Below are 21754 nucleotides of genomic sequence, written 5' to 3'. Positions count from 1 at the left end.
GTATTGAAATAAAACGTCCCCGATTTTTGCCAGGGACGCTTTATTTTGCTCATTCTACTAACTTTTTTTATTCTCGTATTTGCGGTTATTATCGCGATTTGAAGTCTGATCTGACCGCTGGCCACCACCATTACTTATTCCTGCTTGCTTCTTGGCCGCTTTCTGATCAAAAAATGCCCTGTCGGACGTGGGGTTACCCTGCATGTTTCCACTGTTTTTTGAATCCTGATGGTTTTTCATAAGATATTAAATTAAGTGTACAATTGCAGAAAATGGTGCAAGAACTATGCCGGATGAAAACTGAGTCAATTAATTATGAAAGGTTTTTTTTGATAAAACTTTAAAGATCTTATTGCAGATAATAATTGTTTCTCTTGTTCCTTAGGAAGATTTTGTGCGTTTATTTGAATTTTTATTTTGCTCCCCTGCACTATCCATAAGTTATCGATGTAAACGCCTGTTGTACCAACTCCATGCTTTTTGGGCGTAATTAATTTGGCAGTTTTACCATCAACTTTAATCCATTCAATTTTATTTCTTCTTACTTTTTCCAACGTTGCGCTGTCAGCAATTCCAAAATACTTTAACTTAACATTATTGGGTGTTGATGATTTTTCAATCATAAAAACTTTCCCATCTTCAATTTGATAATAATAATTATTATCATCTTCATTTAGTGAGTTAGAATAACGACCAAAATCAAAACTTACCAAGGCTTTTTCATTTATCTGAATATAGCCAACATATGAATCTTCGGGAGGTCCTACCTCCATTTTTCTCCATTGCTTAGGAACTTGTATAGTAAAAGTTCCATAATCAAGAAGTTTTAAATTAGCATCCTTGCAATTATTTTGTTTTTGATTATTACTACAAGCAGTCACTATCACAAGTAGTGCAAAAATGAATTTCATTAAAAAAGTTTTGCAACTAAATTAATTATTGTATCCAATATTTGGATGCGATAATTAATTAGCAATTCTATCCAAGCATCACCCCTATCCTGTCCCCCTTCCAATCGGGAAATAAAACATGGTCGTTGTTTATACTAAGATGTTTGTCCGCAACTTCACTAAACACACTCCTGAAATCGGTACTTACTGCCAGGTCGCGGCCATCCTCCAGATTATCTACCGCTAATGGCTTAATGTCGCCATGTACCAGGCCGCCATTAATATCATTGCCCAAAATAAAATTGCATGATGCGCGGCCATGATCTGTACCACCGGTGCCATTTTGGTGCACAGTGCGTCCAAATTCGGTCATGGTCATTATGGTTACATCGTCCTGATAGGCGCCGAGATCTGTCCATAGTGCTGTGACACTATTGCTCAGATCAGCAACATTACGGGCAAAAATACCGTTTTCGGTTCCCTGGTTAAAGTGCGTATCCCAGCCGTTTGATTCGGCAAAGGCAACCTCCAGGCCAACGTCCATTTTAACGAGCTGCGCTATTTGCTTTAAAGAATTGCCCAATGCAGAATTTGGATACACCGCATTATTAGCAGGTGTGTAATTTTTAATATTGGTTTTTTGAAGCATTTTAACAGCCTCAAAACTTTCCTTACCTGTCTCCTTTAATAAACCGGATGCGGTTTGATCGTACAAGTCTTCAAAACTCTTAGCTGCCAGGTTGGCCCCCATTGGGTTGCCGCGCATCTGAATAGCAAAATCCTGCAGGTTACTGATAGATACAGAAGGGTTATCGCCATAAAAGGACCGTGGCATTGCCGACGTCATACTTACGGCAGTAAAAGGCGTAAGAGCATCATGACCAAGTAAACCAACTGCGCGGTTAAGCCAGCCGCTGGCAGTCCCTTTATTGAATGGTGTGCCCGATTCCATATAATCCTGTGCATCAAAATGAGAGCGGGTTGTATTTGGCGAACCTATACCATGTACTATACCCAAGCGCTTTTCGCGGAACATGGGTTCAAAAGCTTTCATAGATGGGTGCAACCCAAAACGGCCATCCAGATCAATAAGCGGCGTGCTGTTACCACTTTTTGCTGCCGACATGAATAAGTTGGGCCGTGCCGTTTTTAAATACTCATCAGTAAAGGGTGTAACAGCCATCAAGCCATCCATGGCGCCCCTTTGAAATATACAGATAAGTGTTTTGCGTTTTTTATAAGGTGCAATAATTTTTTCACTTGCGGCTGCCTCGGCTAAAAACCCAGGAATGCCTCCCATTAAACCAACACCTAACAAGGCTAAGCCGCCCGATTTTAAAAATCCTCTTCTTGATACCATGATTGTATGTTTATATAAATTTAACGTCGTTGATACTCCGGCGATCCGATGATAATCCCTACAACCTGCCCCAGCATGGAATTATTGCCAGTTGCATTTTGCATTGCCATCAAATTATTGGAGCGTTTTCCCTTCAAATTCATTTTACTATCGGCTATTGCTTTGTCTAAAGATGTCATAGTCATGGAGGCAGGCTGCCCGACTTTTACATAAAGCTTATTGGAACTGGCTTCATCAACTTTCTGCATCAGGTTGGGATCGGTAAGCAACGGACTTAATCGCTTAATAGTTTCATCCAGCTTTCGCCCTGGCATAATCAATTTGCTGTATGTAGTAAGAGCGGCCTGTGCGCTTTCGGGCTCATGATGGTTATTCAGGGCAACCAGATCAACCTTAACTCCAGGTATACGACCCGAAGCAAGGGCTAAACCAAAGTTCATGCGGTTAAGCAGCGACCCGGTATTTATCCAATACTGACCTTTATCGGGAAAACCGGTTGGGGCCTGATAAAAATATACTTTTTCGCCCATTTTGTTTATCCAGCTGTATAACTGGTATGGCTGCTCAATACTGGCATTTAAAGTTCGTACAGCGCCAATGGCCAGTTCAAAAGGCGATTTTGTTTTTTCTCTCAATGCAGCCGGGCTCCAAAACTCTGGTGCACTTACCATGGTAACCAGTACTTGTTTAATATCTCCGTCTTTATCCAAAAATGTTTTGGCCATTTTATCAAGCAGGCTCTGGGGCGGGTTATCACTTACAAAACGAATCGCTATTTTCCTGGTTATAAGTTTTGCCGTAGCCTGGTTATGGGCCAGCATGGATAATAATTGTTCCCCTTCCTGGTAGCCTCCGTCGGGGCCAAAATGTTTGCCCAAAACTACTTTCTCACTTTTGTCATGCCGGTTGGCGTTAAATAAAAAATCGCCGTCGTGAACAAAGCCACGACTTTCCAACCGGTTATCCCCCGCCTTATCCATTATATTTTTTGCCGTTTTTCCGTATTGTCCCATTGGATAAACTGTCCAGCCGGTTAATACTTTGGCAGCCTGCGTTACATCTTGTTGGGCATAGCCTCCGTCAACTCCCAGGGTATGCAGCTCCATTACCTCACGGGCGTAATTTTCATTAAGTCCCTGTACTTTTTTTGCTTTTTGTAATTTATTCATTAATGCCGCACGGCGTCCGGTATCGGCACTTTGATCGTTCATATTTTGCATCAACCTGCGGCGCATAATTCCTTTATTGGATTTCACATCGTCGTTTGATGCCGAACTGCTAAAATTATCGAGATAATACAGCATAGCCGGAGATTTAGCAGTGGCCAGCAAAATATCATTGAACTTTCCTAATGCGTTGGGACGGATTACGTCACGTTCATAGGCAGGAATAAATTGAGCACAGTCGTTTTTTGTGATAGATACATTAAAATGATTGAACCAGAAACTTGTCATTACTTCCTGCAATTGGTTATTGCTATAAGCAGCCCTTAATATTTTTTGATTGATAAACTGACGGAATAATTCCTGCTCGGGCTTCATACCGTTTTGCTGCATGTAGTTTTGTAATATATCCCGATAGGCTTTCCTGTCGGTTTTTACTGAATCTTTATTTATAATACCTGCACTTATAGCCATACGCAAAACCTGGGCATTTTTTGGATATTCTGTAACAACCTGAGCGTTGCTTAATTTAAGCGCATCATATTGTGATAATAAATTATTTAGAGAATCGTCGGGCAGACTGGCCTGCAGTTGTTGATTAAACCAGTTCTCTAACCCCTGTTTAGCCACTTCATCAATTTCACCGGGTGTGGCCCCGTAAGTAAAGCGGCTTAATAAATGAGCAGCTGCCTGTGTTTCGGTTAGCCCCTGTTTTTTGTACGGGAATTTTACTGTTTTAAACCCTCTGTCTCCTGCAAAAAAAGAGGAAAGCAGTATAGTACCAAATATTAACAATCCAACATAACAAAGGTATTTTACCGTCTTTTTCATAGGCGCTAATGATTAATAAGTTTAAGTTGTTAAATGCTTTGACCTGAAATAAATATATTGGTTTAAAAGGCAGGCAAATTATTTAGCTTTAAGTTTTTGTTAACTTTATCATCCGGTTAAACTAACCGGGCAAGTAATTGTCATACCTAACAAATAAATATCAAATGAAAAAATTAATTTTAGTTATAGCACTGGCAACCAGTTTAAGCACACTTGCCAATGCGCAGCAAAAAACAGACAAGACACCTGCAGAAAAGGCTGCCCATAAAACACAAAACCTGCAAAAGAACCTGAAACTTACTGCTACCCAAACCAAACAGGTTAATGCTCTTTTCCTAACAGAAGCGACCCGTATTGATAGCTTAAAAGCTAACAAAGCCGGTAAAAAGGCCAACAAGGAAAAGCACAAAGCTATAGAGGCGCAAACCGATCAAAAACTAAACACCATTTTAACTGCCGATCAGCAAAAAGCCCTTGCTGATTTTAAGGCTGCAAAAAAGGAAAAACACGATAAAAAGAAAGCCGACACTGCAGCTCCCAAGCAGTAAGTATTAAATTTTATATAAATACAAAAAGCCACCCATGTATTTTGAGGTGGCTTTTGCGTTTTACCCCCCTTAGCTATTTATTTCGTCTCCCGCTATTATTATATTTACATTAATGAATGAAAAGCACGTAGTACTGGCTGAAGTATTAAAAAACTTTGCAGCCCTTACAGATAACGACATTACCGTTGGTTTACCGCTATGGCGACCCCGAAAAATTTTAAAAGGCGATTTTTTTAACATGCAAAGCTTTGTATGTACAGATCTGGCTTTAATTACCAAAGGCATTTTCAGGATTTACTATGTTCCGCCGGAAACAAGTGAGGAAAAAAATGTTTACTTCTTTTCAGAAAAACAGTTCCTGGTGTCATTTCGGAGTTTTATTAACCAATATCCTTGTTATTACTATATACAAGCGCTGGAAGATGCTGAGATCATATCCATCAATTATAAAGACCTCCAATATCTTTATACCACACCCACCGGTTGGGAAAAATTTGGCCGGCTGATTGCCGAACTGTTTTTCAACTATTCACAAAGCCGGGCCGAAGAATTTTTATTTAATACAGCCGAAGAACGCTATATTAAAATGCTGGGCGAACATCCCAACATTGTTAACCGCATACCCGCTTATCATATTTCATCGTACCTGGGTATTAAAAACCCATCATTAACCCGCATTAAAAAAAGGCTGCTCAAACAAAAAGATTAATACGAATCTGGGTTATTTTAAAATAATTCAGCTGATTTTCACCTAGGTGAAAAATTACCGGTTCAATAACACTCAAATTTGCTATCAAATATTAAACGACAGCAAATGAAAACTGATAAAACTTCAAACAATCAATCGCACAACATTGCTCAAACAGCAAATGCGTTGCGCTCACTTTATTTTACCCGCATGGCTTTCTCCATCGTCTGGGTTACGCTTGTATCTGTTTATGCTAAAACTTCACCCCAGATAGCGGCGGTATTATTGGTCATTTATCCGGCATGGGATGTGGTGGGTACACTGCTTGACATTCGTGCAAACCGTGGCAGCGGCAATTCATTAAAACCTCAATTTGCAAACGCGATTATCAGTATAGTTACCACCTTTGCAGTTGGTTTTGCCTTAACCGTCGGCGTTCCGGCGGCCATTATAGTATTTGGCGTATGGGCCGGCTTAACCGGAATTATACAACTGATATTAGGCTTACGCAGAAGACGCGAGCTTGGTGGCCAATGGCCAATGATTCTGAGCGGTGGTCAATCGCTACTTGCTGGTGTTGTTTTTATAATAACGGCACATGATCCAACAAAGGGTATAGCCAGCTTGGCGGGCTACTCTGCATTTGGTGCATTTTATTATTTACTTGCTGCTATCCGGCTAACTAAAACAGCACGCGGCGGTCATCAAACGGCATTAGATTGATCACCGTAAAGTCAAATTACTAAACCACCTATTCATTAAACAGTAAGTTTCGCGTTTATTTGGATGCGAAACTTACTGTTTTTACGTTTAGGAAAGCAATAGTTTGAAATTGTATCATGATAAATCCAATTGATATACAGGCTTTAGCGATAGAAAAAGCAATCAATTGTATTATTAATATCATACTTTAACATCTATATAGTTAACATATTGTTAACACATAAAGATTTTTATTAAAACTATTGCAAAATATAACTTCTGTATGTATATTTGTGCCATAGTTATTTGTAAGGAGCTGACAGGCAGCAACAGACGGTTCGACTCCTCCCTTGCAACTCTTCTCATAATTTAGGTTTATAATTGGTTAGAACGCGCCCCTGCCCATCAGGGGCGCTTCTTGTTTCTATACATTTTTTAAAATCACCCCATTTATGTAATTTGTGACGTCAACCTATTTTATATGAAACCTTATACACTTTTTATTGCTCTGCTATTTTTAACCACCGTTTCAAGAGCGCAAAAGTTTACTTTTAACCAGGGGGGCACACTGGCCAAAGATTATTACGAAGAGCTTCCCTACGAAAACATAAATGGTAAAATCTTCTTAAACGTTGAAATAGACGGCAAAAACCATAGGTTTTTATTTGATACCGGTGCGCCCGTTGCTATCAGTAAAGCTTTAGCTGAGGAATTAAGGGCTGCTGTATTACATAAATCTCCGGTTACAGATGCGTATGGTAAAAGTACAGACTCAATTGCTTTTGTAAGCCTGAACAGAATAAAATTAGGCAACACAGAGTTTAACAACATACCCGCTGTAATGCTTATTCCTGATTTTTACAACTGTTGGAATGTTGATGGTGTTATAGGCAGCAATATACTTCGTAATTCTATAGTTAACATAAACCCGGCAAAACATCTCATTATATTAACCAATAACTCCAAAAAGCTATCGTTGAACGTTAAAAGTAGTAGTCCGTTGGTGACTAACACAAGTTCACAAAGCGACCCCATTGTCAAAATCGTTATTGCAGATAAAGTTGATGTAACCCTTGGATTTGATACCGGCGACAATACCTTTATCAGAATGTGCGATCCTTTATTAAAGCAGTTTACAAAACCGGGCGTTTATGAAGTTTTGGCCAAAGGTTATGGAGCCAACAATTTTAGTGCGGGCGGCCTGCAAGCAAGTGCAGACAAACAACTTATAAAATTTCCGTTTATAACCGTAGGCAACGGCCGGTTTGATAATGTAATTACCGAAAACAATAAAGAAGGCTCTCCGGCTATAGGAACTAAAATTTTAGATTACGGATCGGTTACGCTTGATTTTATTCACGGAAAATTTTATTTCGATGCCAATCAACCGCTCAATGACCTAAATGAAAAACATTGGCCCTTTCAGCCAATAATTGCAAATAATAAACTGATGGTTGGCACTGTTTGGGAAAAGGGAATTGGAAAAGTAAAACAAGGCGATCAAATTATTGCAATAGATGGGATTGATTGTTCAACAATAAGTTTGTGCGATGTTATTAACAAATCAATTTTAGAGGGGAAAGACACCGTTATAGTTAGTATTCGAGATGGCGACGGCAATATTAAAAAAGTGCAAATCAATAAAGAGTAACCATTGTTGCAAACAAACTTTATAGCCCGCTGTATTAAATACAAAATCACAACTCATGAAAAACCCGGTCACATTTATTTTAAAACACGCCGATGGCAGTTTGAGAAACATTATTATTGAACCTCAGTTGCTTCATGATCTGAGCGAAGCAGGGATATACAAAATATATAAAACATCCACAGACAATGAGTCGGCTTTATTTACCGAAGAGCTGGAAATAGATGAAGGGAAACCGGCACTGGCCGATGAAGCCAATCCCGATTACCTGGGCACCTTAGACATTGAACCTATGCGCTTGCAATGGAAATACACCGGCGAGTTACTTGACCAGGATGAGCAAAAGCAAGTTGCCGATTTTATAATCAATGGGTATTAATTTGCGCCTTTTACATTCATTTTCATTGTATATACCGCTTTGGAAGCCGTAATAAATAAAACATCCTTGTTTTTACCCCCAAAACAAATGTTGGCCGACCATGGCTCGTCAATATCAATGTGGCCTATTTTTTCGCCTTTGGGGTTAACTATAGTAATGCCTTTACCACATAAATAAATATTGCCTTGCTCATCAATGGTCATTCCGTCTGATCCCTGTGGTATAAACAAAGTACGGTTGCTTAATGAACCATCCTTATTAATATCGTACTTATACGTTTTGTTATCGCCAATATCAGCCACGTACAAAGTTTTACCATCAGGTGTTCCAATAATACCATTAGGGCGCACAAATTTATCGTCGACCATTATAGCCCGGTGTTGCCCTTTGGGCAGATAGTATAATTTTTGACCGTCAAGGTCGGGTTGTTTGCGGGTCCAGTAGTCACGCTGGTAATAAGGATCGGTTATGTAAATACCGCCGTCGGGCCTTATCCAGACATCATTAGGTCCGTTAAACAAATGACCATTGTAATCTTTTAACAAAACGGTGATTTTACCCTTGGGGCTGATAGACCATAGCTCATCTTTAGCATCGGCGCAACTTATCAGGTTTCCCTTTTTATCAAAGTACATTCCGTTTGAGCGGCCTGCGCTATCTAAAAAAACCGATAGTTTACCATTGGTATCGTATTTCCATATTTTATTATTGGGCTGGTCGGTAAAAAAAACATTGCCATAGCGGTCTGCTGCCGGGCCTTCGGTAAACGAAAACTGTTTGGCAACCAACTGCGGTTTTGTTCCGGCATCATATAAACCCGGCGCATCCTGGCCAAATACGTTGCCTGCTGCAGCTATTGATAAAAAAAGAAATATGCCCTTGAGCTTTTTCATAATTTGGGTATAAGTTTTAAAAGGTTTACTAATGTAATGTGTTTTTAAATGAGATTAACTTCCGGGAACAAAAAATTTAATATCGGCGTTTGATATGTATTAAAAAACACATTACCCAAACTCATTAAAAACGCTATTTTTGCAAATTATTTAAAATATCGTTACAGCATGAGTATTGCACTATCCGAACAGGAAATTATACGCCGCGAATCTTTACAACAATTAAGGGCATTGGGTATTAACCCATACCCTGCCGAAGCTTTTGATGTTAACGCCTGGGCACGGGACATTACCGATAATTTCAATAATAAACCCGAAGAATACCAGAATGTAGTAATTGCAGGCCGGATCATGACCCGCCGTATTATGGGCAGTGCCTCATTTGCCGAGCTGCAGGATTCAACCGGGCGGATACAAATTTACCTGAAGCGTGATGACATTTGCCCTGATGAGGATAAGACCCTTTACAATACCGTATTTAAAAAACTGCTGGATATTGGCGATTACATAGGCGTTAAAGGCTATGTGTTTTTAACCCAAACCGGCGAAATTTCTGTTCATGTTCGTGAATTGATCGTACTTTCAAAATCACTTAAACCGTTGCCGGTTGTTAAACGTGAAGACGACGGAACTATACATGATGGCTTTACCGATCCGGAGCTGCGTTACCGCCAGCGTTATGTTGATTTAACCGTTAACCCCGGATATAAACAAATATTCATCAATCGCTCTAAAGTGATCAATAGCATGCGCAGCTATTTTAACGCACAGGGATGGATGGAAGTGGAAACCCCGATATTACAGCCTGTACATGGCGGCGCGGCGGCCCGTCCGTTTGCAACACACCATAACACGCTCGATATGCCGTTGTTTTTGCGTATTGCCAATGAACTGTACTTAAAACGTCTTATAGTAGCCGGTTTTGATGGCGTTTTTGAGTTTGGCAAAATGTTCCGTAACGAGGGCATGGACCGCACCCACAACCCGGAATTTACTGCCATGGAAATTTACGTGGCCTATAAAGACTATATATGGATGATGGCCATGGTTGAAGAATGTTTGGAAACCGTTGCCAAAGCAGTACACGGCATCCCTGTGGTACAGGTAGGTCAGCATGAAATAAATTTTGCGGGGCCTTACGAAAAGCTTTCGATGTATGATTCTATATTGAAATATACAGGTATCGATGTATCGGCTATGGACGAAGCCGGTCTGCGTGAAACCTGTAAGGAACTGAATATTGAGGTTAACCCAACAATGGGTAAAGGTAAACTGATAGACGAGATATTTAGCGCTAAGGTAGAACATAATCTCATACAGCCAACTTACATTACCGACTACCCTATCGAAATGACACCGCTGGCCAAAAAGCACCGTACCAAGGATGGCCTTGTGGAGCGTTTTGAGCTGTTTGTAAATGGCAAAGAGATAGCTAATGCTTATTCTGAATTAAATGACCCTATTGACCAGCGTGAGCGTTTAGAAGAACAATTGATACTGGCAGGCAGAGGCGATGACGAAGCGATGGCTATGGACGATGATTTTCTGCGCGCACTGGAATATGGTATGCCGCCAACATCGGGCCTGGGTATTGGTATCGACAGGTTGGTAATGCTGATGACCAACCAAAGCACTATACAGGAAGTATTGTTCTTCCCGCAAATGCGTCCGGAGAAAAAGGTTAAGGTTGCTACCGCCGATGACTTTATAAACATTGGCGTACGTGCCGAATGGGTACCGGTACTTAATAAAATGGGCTTTAACACTGTTGAAGAGTTGAAAGCAGGCAATCCCAATAAGGTTTTTAATGATCTTGGCGGTATGCGCAAAAAATTAAAACTTGATATTACCATGCCAACTAAAGAAGAGGTAATGGCCTGGTTTGAATAGGCTTTTTTAAATATAAGCTTCATAAAAAGAAGCCGTCTCATAAGTCAATTATGAGGCGGTTTTTTTATTTAGAGCGATTTAGATAAGCTATTAGGGAAGGCGGACTGTGTTGGTTTGTTCTGTTTTTTGGATTGGTTCAGCTGTCTTTGGGGAGATAAAAGCCTTTTTCTCAGGCTTTCCATTTTCTGAGGTTATGAGCGATGGATAATAACCCTATTTCTACCTCTGTTTTGGACATTCCTTTCAACAGGAATCGTCTGAAACCATGATTGTGCTTCAGTTGTGCGAATACCGGCTCCACATCGGCGGGTCTTCGTTTTCGGTATTTGATGCCCTGTTCTGTATTCAATCTTTCCGTCGCTGCCTGTTTATGTTTTCTCAGACTGTGGTTGATCTCGACGATCCGGTTGCCGGGGTTTTGGTGACATGCGCCCCGCATCGGGCAGCCTTCACAGTTCTGCGCCTGATAGCGGCTGATCAACTGCAGAAAACCTGAAGAAGTTATCCGCTGACCGTCGCCAACATGGTGCATGCGCTGGCCCATCGGGCAGGTTAGATAGTTATCCGCTTCGTTATAATGGAGACTATCGTTACTGAATGCTTTGATACCTTCTTTTTGTTCCTTGTCGAACGTATTGTATTTGATATAAGCTTCAATACCTTTTTGCTGCAGCACACCATAGTTCTCGTCCGAGCCGTAACCTGCATCGGCAACTATCGCTTTGGGTAGTTCTTTATAAAGGGATTCGTACTGTTCGATGTGTGAGGGTAGCGTTTGATAATCGGTCGAAGCCTGGTGCAGGGTGTAATTGAGAATGAACTGCTCTTGGGTGGAGATCTGCAGGTTATAAGCAGGCTTGAGTTGACCGTTCAGCATATGGTCTTCTTTCATCCGCATGAACGTGGCATCCGGGTCCGTCTTTGACATACTGTTACGCCCAGCCAATAACTTTTCCTGTTCATCATATTTGGCCAGGTTCTCCGGCCAATGCTTTTTTGCATAATTCAGCTTTTGCTTTACTTTAGGGTCTACATCCTCTTGCCCGGCTAAGGCTGCATTAATGCTGGCAATGGTCTGTTCCACCCTTTCGGCATTCACTTCTGCAAACGTAGTGGGCGAGGTGTCCAGCCGCTCTTCATTCGCCAGGTTCTGGGCATATTTCCATAACTCATCCAGTTGGCTTTTGATCTTCTCTTTGTTATGCTTTATGCTTTTGCCCCATACAAAGCTATACTTATTCGCTGCTGACTCAATCTTCGTCCCATCGGTAAACACTGCTTCTTTCAGCGATACGATACCTTCGGCCACTAATAACTGCACGATCTGGGAAAAGAATTGCTTTAATACACCCGACAGCTTTTCACTGCGAAAGCGGTTGATGGTATTATGGTCAGGCTTTTTCATCCCTAAAAGCCACATGAAGGGCACGTTCTGGGCCGCCTGCTCCTCCAGTTTACGTGAGGAATACGTATTGGTCAGGTAACCGTAGATCAGCAGCTTCAGCATCAGCCGGGGATGAAAACTCGACGCGCCGCCGCCTTTGTACTTCCGGTTGAGTGGCTTGACATCGACCGCGTCAACCACCTGTTTAACTATCCGTACCGGATGACCTGCCGGTACCAATTCTTCCAGTTTATACGGTAAAAACGTTAACTGGTCCGGATCATATGCCTTAAAGACTACCTTGCCTCCCATGTCTTTAAGATACACAAAAAACCGCCCCATATTTGACTTATGAGACGGCTTCTTTTTGGTAAATCCGATACCAAACTCTATATCAGTAATTTAATAACAATTTGTTAATAAAAGCTTAAACAAAACAGCACTTTAGGTTTAAGTATCTTGAGTATAATTGCAATAAACAACTATTCAAAAAAGTCATGACCAATTCAATTCTGGAGATCACCGAAAGCGAATACCTGATAAAGCTGAACAGAAGTAACTTCAACTTATCGTTCATCAGGAGTTTACTAAAACTGGTTGAAGTGGCCAACCCGACTGAGGAAAGCGATGCATATACAGACCGTATCATCCAACCTTATCAGAACCACTCATCAGAGCCTGATTACTACAGCCCTATCGAGGAAAAATAAAAGAGACGAAGTTTTTCGTCTCTTTTATTTTTTTAATTTCTTAAAACTGGCGGTATCCGCCTCTTACTACCTGTTTATCCATCTGAGCCAATTGCCCCTTCATCATCTTGATCTGCTCAGTTAATAATTTATTTTTATCGTCTTTTGTAGCTTCAGACAGATACATCTGCGCTTCCCGTTTGTTACGTTTAGCCATAGATATACCGGCAAGACTTAATTTAGCCAGCGCAACATTGTGCGACATTTTCATACCCAGTTGAAGCGCCTTTTTAAAGTACTTCTCAGATTTCATGGGTGCTTTACGTGATTCGATAAGCCCAATTAACAAATTATAATAGCCGTGTTGATTTTTATGCAGCTGTTTTTCATAATCAGTAATCTTCATTAACCATAGTTCTGCCTTTTCGGTATTCTCCTTGCGCAGAAAATATTGCGACAAGATCATATTTTCATTAAAGAAGAAACTCAGCAGTAATATACCGCCTAATAACAACACTAAAATCCCCCAGCCCCAAAAGCCAAAAGCACAAAGCGCAACGGCCGCACCGAATAACACACAGGTAATAATTAACCTAACAATATTTGACATAATTTGTGATACTATATTAAGCGCAAATATCTGTTAATTTGTACGCTTAATCAACATTATATCAATATTTATGGCAAACGCATTAGACCCCTCCTGGCTCGAAGTTTTAAAAGGCGAATTTGATAAAGACTACATGATAAAACTTAAAAAGTTTTTGCAGGACGAAAAGACAGCAGGACAGTTAGTTTACCCCAAAAACAGCGATATTTTTAATGCCTTTAATACCACCCATTTTGATGATGTTAAGGTAGTTATATTGGGCCAGGACCCTTATCATGGGGCACACCAGGCTCACGGGCTTTCATTCTCGGTACAAAAGGGTATTGCCATTCCGCGTTCGCTGATCAATATATACAAAGAGCTGCAAACGGATATTCCTGGGTTTAAAGCCCCGTCGCATGGTAATCTGGAAGAGTGGGCACAACAGGGTGTACTATTATTAAACGCAACCTTAACCGTTAGGGCAAGCAACCCGGGCTCGCATCAAAAAAGAGGCTGGGAAGAGTTTACTGATCATGTGATCAAAACCATCTCCGACAAAAAAGAAGGCATTGTATTTATACTTTGGGGAGCATTTGCCCAATCAAAAGTGGTGTTGATAGATGAAAAGAAACATTTTATTTTAAAATCGCCACACCCCTCTCCATTCTCTGCAGAACGGGGATTTTTTGGCAGCAAACCTTTTTCAAAAACCAATGCCATACTTGAAAAGGAAGGCAAAAAGCCAATTGACTGGCAAATACATTAGGCCCCCCGACCCCCTAAAGGGGGAGCTTTTGAATTGCGAAAGGCCTGCTTTATTTTTAATAGAGCAGGCCTTTCTGTTTTTTCACTCCCCCTTTAGGGGAGCAGGGGGCTAATATTCCAGCGGCACTATCGGCTCTTTTTTACTGGTAGACATAATCATCATGGTTTGGAAAGTTTTAACTACCGTAATGCGGCTTATTTTTTCCATGATCAGTTGTTCGTATGATTTAATGTCACGTACGTAAACTTTCAATAAAAAATCGCACTGCCCCGTTACGTGATGGCATTCGGTAACTTCTTTGATGTGTTTTATCTCATCCAGGAATGTCTGGATGGTATTTTTCTGATGAAAATCAAGCGATATCTGGATAAAAGTTTTTATTCCCAGGCCAAGTTTCTCTTCGTCAACAAGGGCGTGATAGCTTTTTATATATTCCGCGTTCTCCAGTTTTCTTACACGCTCCAGTGTTGGCGCTGGTGAAAGCCCTATCTCATTTGAAAGCTGAAGGTTGGTTATTCTCCCGTTTTCCTGTAATATCTTAAGTATTTGAAAATCAATTTTATCTAATTCGGCAGCCATTAGGAATACAATAATGTATGCAAATATACATTTTTCCACACTTCACAAAATTATATTTTTCTGAAAAGTATTTCAACAAAAATATATTTCCCAAATTCAATTTTTTAGGTAAGTCTAAATTTTTTATTAGATTTGTATAAATGAATACTTTAGCCGAGGAAAATTATTTAAAATCAATCTATCATTTGTCGATGGACTCTGGAAACGTGAGCACCAATCAAATTGCCGCGTCATTAAATACCAAGGCTTCGTCGGTAACCGATATGTTAAAGAAACTGGCAGATAAGGCTTTAATAAACTACACCCGTTACCAGGGTGTCAATCTTACCCCATCGGGCGAAAAAATAGCGCTTAACATTATTCGCAAACATCGCTTATGGGAGTATTTCCTGGTAGAGAAATTAAAGTTTAAATGGGACCAGGTACATGATATGGCCGAAGAGATGGAACACATATCATCAGAAGAATTGATTGACAGGCTGGATAAATTCATGGATTACCCTCAGCATGATCCACATGGTGAACCGATACCAGATTGTAACGGCAGGTTTAAATCGTCTGAACTTAAGCCTATTTCGTCACTTGCAATTAATGATTACGGAATAATATCAGAGGTGCGTGCCCATAACCCATCCTTCTTACAATATCTTGAAAAACAAAACCTAACTATAGGTAAAAAAATTAGAATAATGGACATCATTGCCTTTGATCATTCGATCATACTGCAAATTGAAAATAACAAAGAAGTTCACATCAGCCGCGAAGTGGCCAATAATTTAATGATAGCCCCATGAACAACAACCAGAACCAATCATTAGGTAATGTACACAGTTCGGTCACCACCGAAAATAAAACCGGCTGGCGCAAAATGATGGCTTTTCTTGGGCCGGCGTACCTGGTTAGTGTAGGCTATATGGATCCGGGCAACTGGGCAACTGATATTGCCGGCGGCAGCGCCTTCGGGTACAAACTGATATGGGTTTTATTTGCATCAAACCTGATAGCCTTGCTCCTGCAATCGTTAAGCGCCCGCCTGGGCATTGTTCGCGGCTTGGATCTGGCACAAGCTTCAAAAAATGCTTACCCACGTTTTGTAAACTTTTGGTTGTATATACTGGCCCAAATAGCCATTATAGCCTGCGATTTGGCCGAGATCATTGGTATGGCTATTGGTTTAAAATTATTGTTTAACCTGCCGCTGATATGGGGTGTATCGCTTACCATTACCGATACCGTGCTTATGCTTTACCTGATGAATAAAGGCATGCGCAAGTTGGAGGGCTTTATTATATCAATGATATTTATTGTGGGCCTGTCTTTTTTAATAGAGATGTTTATAGTGCAGCCCAATGTAGTTGAAATTGCGAAAGGCTTTGCACCAGGCAATTTAACCGGCGAATCACTGTATATCGCCATTGGCATTATTGGCGCTACGGTAATGCCCCATAATCTTTACCTCCACTCGTCGCTGGTACAAACCCGGCAGATCACGCGTACTGATGAGGGTATCAGATCGGCTATAAAATTCAACTTATTTGATACCGTTATAGCCCTTAACCTTGCTTTTTTGGTAAACGCGGCTATACTAATACTGGCGGCTACCGCTTTTTTTAAGAACGGTTATTTCCAGGTTGCCGAAATACAGGATGCTTATAAACTGCTTGAACATATTTTCGGCAGAATCGCGCCTGCCCTTTTTGCCATCGCCCTGATCGCTTCAGGTCAAAGCTCTACCATAACCGGAACGCTTGCCGGGCAGATAATTATGGAAGGACACATTAACCTGCGCATAGAGCCCTGGATGCGCAGGTTACTTACCCGCTTGCTGGCCATTGTACCTGCAGTGCTAACCATTATTTATTTTGGCGAAACCGCCCTGGGCAACCTTCTTGTGTTAAGCCAGGTAGTTTTGAGTCTGCAGCTCGGGTTCGCGGTTATACCATTAATACACTTTACCTCTGATAAAAAACGAATGGGTAACTTTGCCATAAGCCTTAAAGTAAAAATATTGGCATGGGCAAGCGCGCTCGGCATAGTGAGCTTAAATGTAAAGCTGGTATATGAGCAAATAATTGATTGGATAAAAGAATACCCTGCTGCCGATATATGGATTTACACCCTGGTAATACCAATTGTTATTGGTATTGGTATATTGTTATTGTATGTTTTTATAAGACCAACCATGTTTAAACATAAAGACCGGCCCGCTTATGTACCCCATGGTATCGCGAGCGCTATTACAGAGCTTAACGCAATTACCTATAGGCACATCGCCATTACTATTGATTTCTCTAAAAACGATAACGACTGCCTGCGCCATGCCATTATGCAGGGAGGTAAGCAGGCTAATTACACGCTTATCCACGTAGTAGAAACCGCCGGCGCCCGTTACTACGGTAAACAGGTAATGGATAGTGAAACGCAAAGCGATGCAGACAACTTAAACAAATACGTTGTTGCTATGGAAAACCTTGGCTATAAGGCCAGCGCTCAAATTGGTTATGGCAGCCCCGCCGGTTCGATAGCCAAAATTGTGAACGAGGAAAATATCGATTTTATAGTAATGGGCTCACACGGGCACAAGACATTTAAAGATCTTATTTTTGGAACTACTGTAAACTCGGTAAGGCACATGGTTAATATTCCTGTACTTATCGTAAAACCTCAGCGAGCATAACTTGTTAAAAGCGACGCAAGCTGCAAAACTTGAAGACGAAATTTGTGTAAGTTTGCAGTTAAAGCAACTGTGAGTAATGATTGAAAATAAAATATATATAAAAAATAAGAAGGCTTATTTTGAGTACCACATATTGGATAAATATGTGGCCGGTATTAAATTATTGGGTACCGAAATTAAGTCCATACGTGAGGGAAAAGCAAACATTAACGATGCCTTTTGCACGTTTATCAGCAACCAGCTATTTGTACGCAACCTGCATATATCTGAATATTCTTTTGGGTCGTTTTACAATCACGAAGCGAAACGCGACCGCGTGCTGCTGCTCAATAAAAAGGAACTCAAAAAGTTGCTTGTCCGCGGCGAAGAAAAAGGCTTAACCATTGTACCGCTGGCCTTGTTCATTAGTGAACGCGGCTTTGCCAAACTGGAAATTGGTTTGGCCCAAGGTAAAAAGACATTTGACAAACGTGAAACCATGAAAGAACGCGACACCAAAGTTGAAATGGACCGGGCAATGAAAAGGTAGGCCCCCCAGCCCCCTAAAGGGGGAGCTTTTGATTAGCAAATTTGCCTAAAACTAAAACGACCTGCTTTATAAAAGCAGGTCGTTTTAGTTTTTTAGCTCCCCCTTTAGGGGGCCGGGGGGCTCACCAAGCCTTATCCCCCACTAACGGAACAAACCTGAAAGTATCCAGTACTATTTTTTCATAGTCGTGCTCGCCAACCTTTAGCACGGTGACCATTTTTTGGGTTTCCTCGTCGCCCACCGGAATAACCAGTATACCGCCAATTTTTAATTGTTTTAACAACACATCGGGCACGGTAGGTGCTCCGGCTGTTACAATAATTTTATCGTAAGGAGCATATTCGGCTTTACCGATAGAACCATCTCCGCAAAAAAAGTGAGGCTTATATCCCATTTTTTCGGGGAGGATATATTTAGTGCGCTGATATAGTTTTTCCTGCCTTTCAATGGTATAAACCGTAGCACCGAGTTCCATTAAAATGCAGGTTTGGTAACCCGAGCCGGTACCAATTTCCAGTACCTTATCGCCTTTACGGATATGCAATAGTTCGGTTTGATAGGCAACAGTGTAGGGTTGAGATATAGTTTGCCCCTCGCCTATAGGAAAAGCAATATCGCGATATGCCTGGTTCCAGAATGTTTCGTCAAAAAAATAATGGCGCGGTACTTTGCCAATGGCCAATAATATTTCCTCATCCTGGATACCTTTTTTTCTCAGGATGTCAACTAATTGTTTGCGGGCACCTTTCTCGCGGTAATTATCAATGTATTTATACGCCATTTACATGGCAAAGTTAGCAGTAATTTCAGCATTTAAAGGGCTTAATAACGTTGCAATCGGTAATTCATTATGTGTTAGCTGATAAAAAAATTCACATGATTAACATCATATAAAAACATGCGTCATTGCGAGGTACGAAGCAATCTTTATGCTATACAGAGCGGTTGATTAGAACCAAACTTCAATTTGTGATCTGCCTATGTAGAGATTGCTTCGTACCTCGCAATGACGCGCCGGAGAATACCCTCTTAATAAGGATCTACATCGGGCTGTATGATGCACCCTTTGCTGAGTTTTGTTGTTTGGAACTGTACAATCACATCTTTTAGAATAGCCTTGGCTTTCACAATGGATATGCCATCCTTTTCAAATTTGAGCATGATAGATTTGATGTAATAATTACGTATCCGGCTAATAAGCGGTGACTCCGGACCAATTACACGCTCGCCAAAGTGTTTGCGCAACTCATTGCCAAGATAATTCGCCTGGTTATATAACACTTCGGGATCCTTATGCTTAATATCCAGGTTGATGATGCGGTAAAACGGCGGGTATTTAAAACTTTTACGCTCTTCCATTTCAGTAAAATACAAGTCGTTATAGTCGTTTGCAATTACCTGCTTTATTACTCTGTGGTAAGGATCATAAGTTTGGATAACTACTTTACCTTGTTTACCCCTGCGGCCGGCCCTGCCGCTTACTTGTGCCAGCATCTGAAAGCTTCGCTCATTGGCTCGGTAATCCGGAAACTTCAGCAGACTATCCGCATTAATGATGCCGATGAGGGTAACGTCAGAAAAATCGAGTCCTTTGGCTACCATTTGTGTACCCACCAATATGTCAATCTTTTTTTCCTCGAGGTTATTGAGTATGGTTTGCAGCGAATTACGGGCGCGTGTGGTGTCCAGGTCCATACGGGCAATACGGGCATCGGGCAACAGCATACTGAGCTCGTCTTCAATTTTTTCGGTACCAAAGCCTTTATATTCCAAATGCGTTGATCCGCAGGCGGGGCAGATAGATGGCGAATCTTCCCTGTAACCACAATAATGGCAATGCAGTTTGCCGCTACTTTTATGATAAGTAAGGCTCACATCGCAATTGATGCACTTAGGTGTGTAAGCGCATATTTTACACATCAGTATTGGGGCATAGCCACGGCGATTTTGAAACAATATCACCTGCTCTTTATTAGCAAGGGTTTGTTTTATTCCCTCCATCAACACACTGGTAAAGTGCGATTGTATGGTTTTTTGTTTTGTTTCATGACTAATGCTCACCACCTCTACTTCAGGCAGTAATACTCCGCCATAGCGTTCGGCCAGTTCGGCAAACCCATATTTACCTGTACGGGCATTAAAAAAACTTTCAAAAGATGGTGTAGCCGACCCCAGTAATACCTTCCCTTGGTGCATGTTAGCCAAAAAAATGGCTGCGTCACGGGCATTATAGCGCGGGGCAGGGTCAAATTGTTTGTAGGATGTTTCATGCTCTTCATCCACAACAATAAGCCCAAGATCATTAAAAGGCAAAAACACCGATGATCGTGCACCCAGGATCACTTTATAATCATTATTCAATACTTTTTGCCAAACCTCAACCCGCTCATTATCATTAAAACGGGAATGGTAAACCCCGATGTCGGAGCCGAAATACATACGCAACCGCTCAATAATATGGGTGGTTAACGCAATTTCGGGCAGCAGGTAAAGCACCTGGCGGTCGTTACGCATCATTTCTTCAATGAGCCTGATGTAAACCTGTGTTTTACCCGATGAGGTAACGCCGTGTAACAGTACCACATCTTTCTCCTTAAACTGATTGCGGATACTTTGCAGCACCTCGGTTTGTTGTTCGCTCAGTTCAAAATTATTGTTAAACTCATCTTCGGCTTCAAAATGCAAACGACTTACATTTTTTTCTTCGGCAAGAAGGATTTCCTTTTCAATAAGTGATTTAATACTCGATTCGCCGGCGCCGCTCTCTTCAATCAGTTCATTTTTAGTGATGGCTTTCTGATGCCGGGCCAGTTTAATATAAGCCAACAACGCATCTGCCTGTTTGGGGGCGCGCTTCTCCAGGATCGGGAAAAGCTCACGTAAATTGTCAGGATTATTATAAACCGGATTAAGCGTAATAAAAGTACGTTTGCGGGGTTTGTAGCGCTCGCTTACCTCCTCAGATATATGAATGATGTTTTTTTCAAACATCAGTTTCAGAATAGGCATTACCGTTTTTTGCCCAAGCAGCTTAGCTATATCGCTCACGGTTAACTCCGGCTGTATATCAAGCGCTTCAACAATCAGGAATTCCTTATCATGCAATATGGAACGGTCAATTTCGTATTCTTTATTGAGCACAATACGGGTTTCGCTGGCCAGCTTCAAGGCCGCGGGCAGTGCCGCGTTCATCACTTCACCAATATTACACATGTAATAATCGGCCAGCCATTGCCAAAAATGCAGCTGATGCGGGGTTACAACAGGTCGGTCGTCCAGTATCTCAATAATGTATTTAGCTTCATACTTTTCTGGAGCCAGATTATTGATCTCCTTAACAATGGCAGTATACAGCTTACTTTTGCCAAACTGTACCACTACCCTTTTGCCAACAGCTATAGCTGCATTTTGATCATAAGGAACCCGGTATGTATAATTTTTTGAAATTGCGAGCGGTAAAATCACTTCGGCAAAAAGCGTTTCACGATCGGTATGTTCAATTTCAGCAAATTCTAACATCTTAAATTATAAATCCTAAACTCTAAT

Annotated in this window: 21 protein-coding genes; 11 read left to right on the top strand and 10 right to left on the bottom strand. The window is 41.1% G+C overall.

Going from position 1 to position 21754, the window contains the following annotated elements:
- Nucleotides 1-57: 57 nt before the first annotated feature.
- The 4 genes from SNE25_RS14910 to SNE25_RS14895 form a co-directional block, all read right to left on the bottom strand.
- On the bottom strand, nt 58-240 hold the full coding sequence (locus tag SNE25_RS14910; RefSeq protein WP_321565899.1) for a hypothetical protein: 183 nt from the start codon (nt 238-240) through the stop codon (nt 58-60).
- Between the two features lie 65 nt (nt 241-305).
- Nucleotides 306-911: a hypothetical protein gene (locus SNE25_RS14905; protein ID WP_321565898.1), complete on the bottom strand. Its 606-nt coding sequence runs from the start codon at nt 909-911 to the stop codon at nt 306-308.
- A gap of 67 nt (nt 912-978) precedes the next feature.
- On the bottom strand, nt 979-2250 hold the full coding sequence (locus SNE25_RS14900) for a DUF1501 domain-containing protein (RefSeq protein WP_321565897.1): 1272 nt from the start codon (nt 2248-2250) through the stop codon (nt 979-981).
- Between the two features lie 20 nt (nt 2251-2270).
- A complete protein-coding gene (locus SNE25_RS14895) occupies nt 2271-4244 on the bottom strand; it encodes a DUF1800 domain-containing protein (RefSeq protein ID WP_321565896.1) in 1974 nt (657 codons plus the stop codon).
- Between the two features lie 164 nt (nt 4245-4408).
- Between SNE25_RS14895 and SNE25_RS14890 the strand changes: the two genes are divergently transcribed.
- The 5 genes from SNE25_RS14890 (at nt 4409) to SNE25_RS14870 (ending at nt 8209) form a co-directional block, all read left to right on the top strand.
- Nucleotides 4409-4792, top strand: a complete 384-nt coding sequence (locus SNE25_RS14890; protein WP_321565895.1) for a hypothetical protein — start codon at nt 4409-4411, stop codon at nt 4790-4792.
- Nucleotides 4793-4904: 112 nt separating this feature from the next.
- Nucleotides 4905-5501 (top strand): Crp/Fnr family transcriptional regulator, encoded by a 597-nt coding sequence (locus SNE25_RS14885; RefSeq protein WP_321565894.1) that lies wholly within the window; start codon nt 4905-4907, stop codon nt 5499-5501.
- A gap of 105 nt (nt 5502-5606) precedes the next feature.
- Nucleotides 5607-6203, top strand: coding sequence for a DUF308 domain-containing protein (locus SNE25_RS14880; protein WP_321565893.1), 597 nt, complete (start codon nt 5607-5609; stop codon nt 6201-6203).
- A 460-nt stretch (nt 6204-6663) separates the two neighbouring features.
- Complete coding sequence (locus SNE25_RS14875) at nt 6664-7833, top strand: retropepsin-like aspartic protease (protein ID WP_321565892.1); 1170 nt, start codon at nt 6664-6666, stop codon at nt 7831-7833.
- Between the two features lie 55 nt (nt 7834-7888).
- A complete protein-coding gene (locus SNE25_RS14870) occupies nt 7889-8209 on the top strand; it encodes a hypothetical protein (protein ID WP_321565891.1) in 321 nt (106 codons plus the stop codon).
- Here the strand turns inward: SNE25_RS14870 and SNE25_RS14865 are convergent.
- A complete protein-coding gene (locus SNE25_RS14865) occupies nt 8206-9102 on the bottom strand; it encodes an SMP-30/gluconolactonase/LRE family protein (RefSeq protein WP_321565890.1) in 897 nt (298 codons plus the stop codon). The genes SNE25_RS14870 and SNE25_RS14865 overlap by 4 nt on opposite strands.
- A 168-nt stretch (nt 9103-9270) precedes the next feature.
- On the opposite strand from SNE25_RS14865, the gene lysS reads away from it, so the two are divergent.
- Entirely contained in the window at nt 9271-10992 is a 1722-nt protein-coding gene (lysS, locus tag SNE25_RS14860) for a lysine--tRNA ligase (protein WP_321565889.1), read from the top strand.
- Between the two features lie 169 nt (nt 10993-11161).
- Here the strand turns inward: lysS and SNE25_RS14855 are convergent, their stop codons facing one another.
- Nucleotides 11162-12688 carry an IS1182 family transposase gene (locus SNE25_RS14855; RefSeq protein WP_321566226.1) on the bottom strand — a complete coding sequence of 509 codons (1527 nt, stop codon included), beginning with the start codon at nt 12686-12688 and terminating at the stop codon, nt 11162-11164.
- A 185-nt stretch (nt 12689-12873) separates the two neighbouring features.
- Between SNE25_RS14855 and SNE25_RS14850 the strand changes: the two genes are divergently transcribed.
- A complete protein-coding gene (locus SNE25_RS14850) occupies nt 12874-13086 on the top strand; it encodes a hypothetical protein (RefSeq protein WP_321565888.1) in 213 nt (70 codons plus the stop codon).
- Nucleotides 13087-13126: 40 nt separating this feature from the next.
- Here the strand turns inward: SNE25_RS14850 and SNE25_RS14845 are convergent, their stop codons facing one another.
- A complete protein-coding gene (locus SNE25_RS14845) occupies nt 13127-13675 on the bottom strand; it encodes a DUF2892 domain-containing protein (protein ID WP_321565887.1) in 549 nt (182 codons plus the stop codon).
- 70 nt (nt 13676-13745) lie between these two features.
- On the opposite strand from SNE25_RS14845, the gene ung reads away from it, so the two are divergent.
- Entirely contained in the window at nt 13746-14423 is a 678-nt protein-coding gene (ung, locus tag SNE25_RS14840) for a uracil-DNA glycosylase (protein WP_321565886.1), read from the top strand.
- Between the two features lie 108 nt (nt 14424-14531).
- On the opposite strand, the gene SNE25_RS14835 is transcribed toward ung, so the two are convergent.
- Nucleotides 14532-15002, bottom strand: a complete 471-nt coding sequence (locus SNE25_RS14835) for an Lrp/AsnC family transcriptional regulator (RefSeq protein WP_321565885.1) — start codon at nt 15000-15002, stop codon at nt 14532-14534.
- Nucleotides 15003-15142: 140 nt separating this feature from the next.
- Between SNE25_RS14835 and SNE25_RS14830 the strand changes: the two genes are divergently transcribed.
- The 3 genes from SNE25_RS14830 to smpB all read left to right on the top strand — a co-directional run bounded on the left by SNE25_RS14830 (nt 15143) and on the right by smpB (nt 18208).
- Entirely contained in the window at nt 15143-15796 is a 654-nt protein-coding gene (locus SNE25_RS14830) for a metal-dependent transcriptional regulator (RefSeq protein ID WP_321565884.1), read from the top strand.
- Nucleotides 15793-17679, top strand: a complete 1887-nt coding sequence (locus SNE25_RS14825) for an Nramp family divalent metal transporter (RefSeq protein WP_321565883.1) — start codon at nt 15793-15795, stop codon at nt 17677-17679. Before SNE25_RS14830 ends, SNE25_RS14825 begins: the two co-directional genes overlap by 4 nt.
- A 76-nt stretch (nt 17680-17755) precedes the next feature.
- On the top strand, nt 17756-18208 hold the full coding sequence (gene smpB, locus SNE25_RS14820; protein WP_321565882.1) for an SsrA-binding protein SmpB: 453 nt from the start codon (nt 17756-17758) through the stop codon (nt 18206-18208).
- A gap of 121 nt (nt 18209-18329) precedes the next feature.
- Here smpB and SNE25_RS14815 read toward each other — a convergent pair whose 3' ends face one another.
- Nucleotides 18330-18989 (bottom strand): protein-L-isoaspartate(D-aspartate) O-methyltransferase, encoded by a 660-nt coding sequence (locus SNE25_RS14815; RefSeq protein ID WP_321565881.1) that lies wholly within the window; start codon nt 18987-18989, stop codon nt 18330-18332.
- A 248-nt stretch (nt 18990-19237) separates the two neighbouring features.
- Nucleotides 19238-21727 (bottom strand): replication restart helicase PriA, encoded by a 2490-nt coding sequence (gene priA / locus SNE25_RS14810; RefSeq protein WP_321565880.1) that lies wholly within the window; start codon nt 21725-21727, stop codon nt 19238-19240.
- Nucleotides 21728-21754: the final 27 nt, after the last annotated feature.

Source organism: Mucilaginibacter sabulilitoris, assembly GCF_034262375.1.
GTDB classification, from domain to species: domain Bacteria; phylum Bacteroidota; class Bacteroidia; order Sphingobacteriales; family Sphingobacteriaceae; genus Mucilaginibacter; species Mucilaginibacter sabulilitoris.
This window is presented reverse-complemented; position numbering and strand designations above follow the sequence as displayed.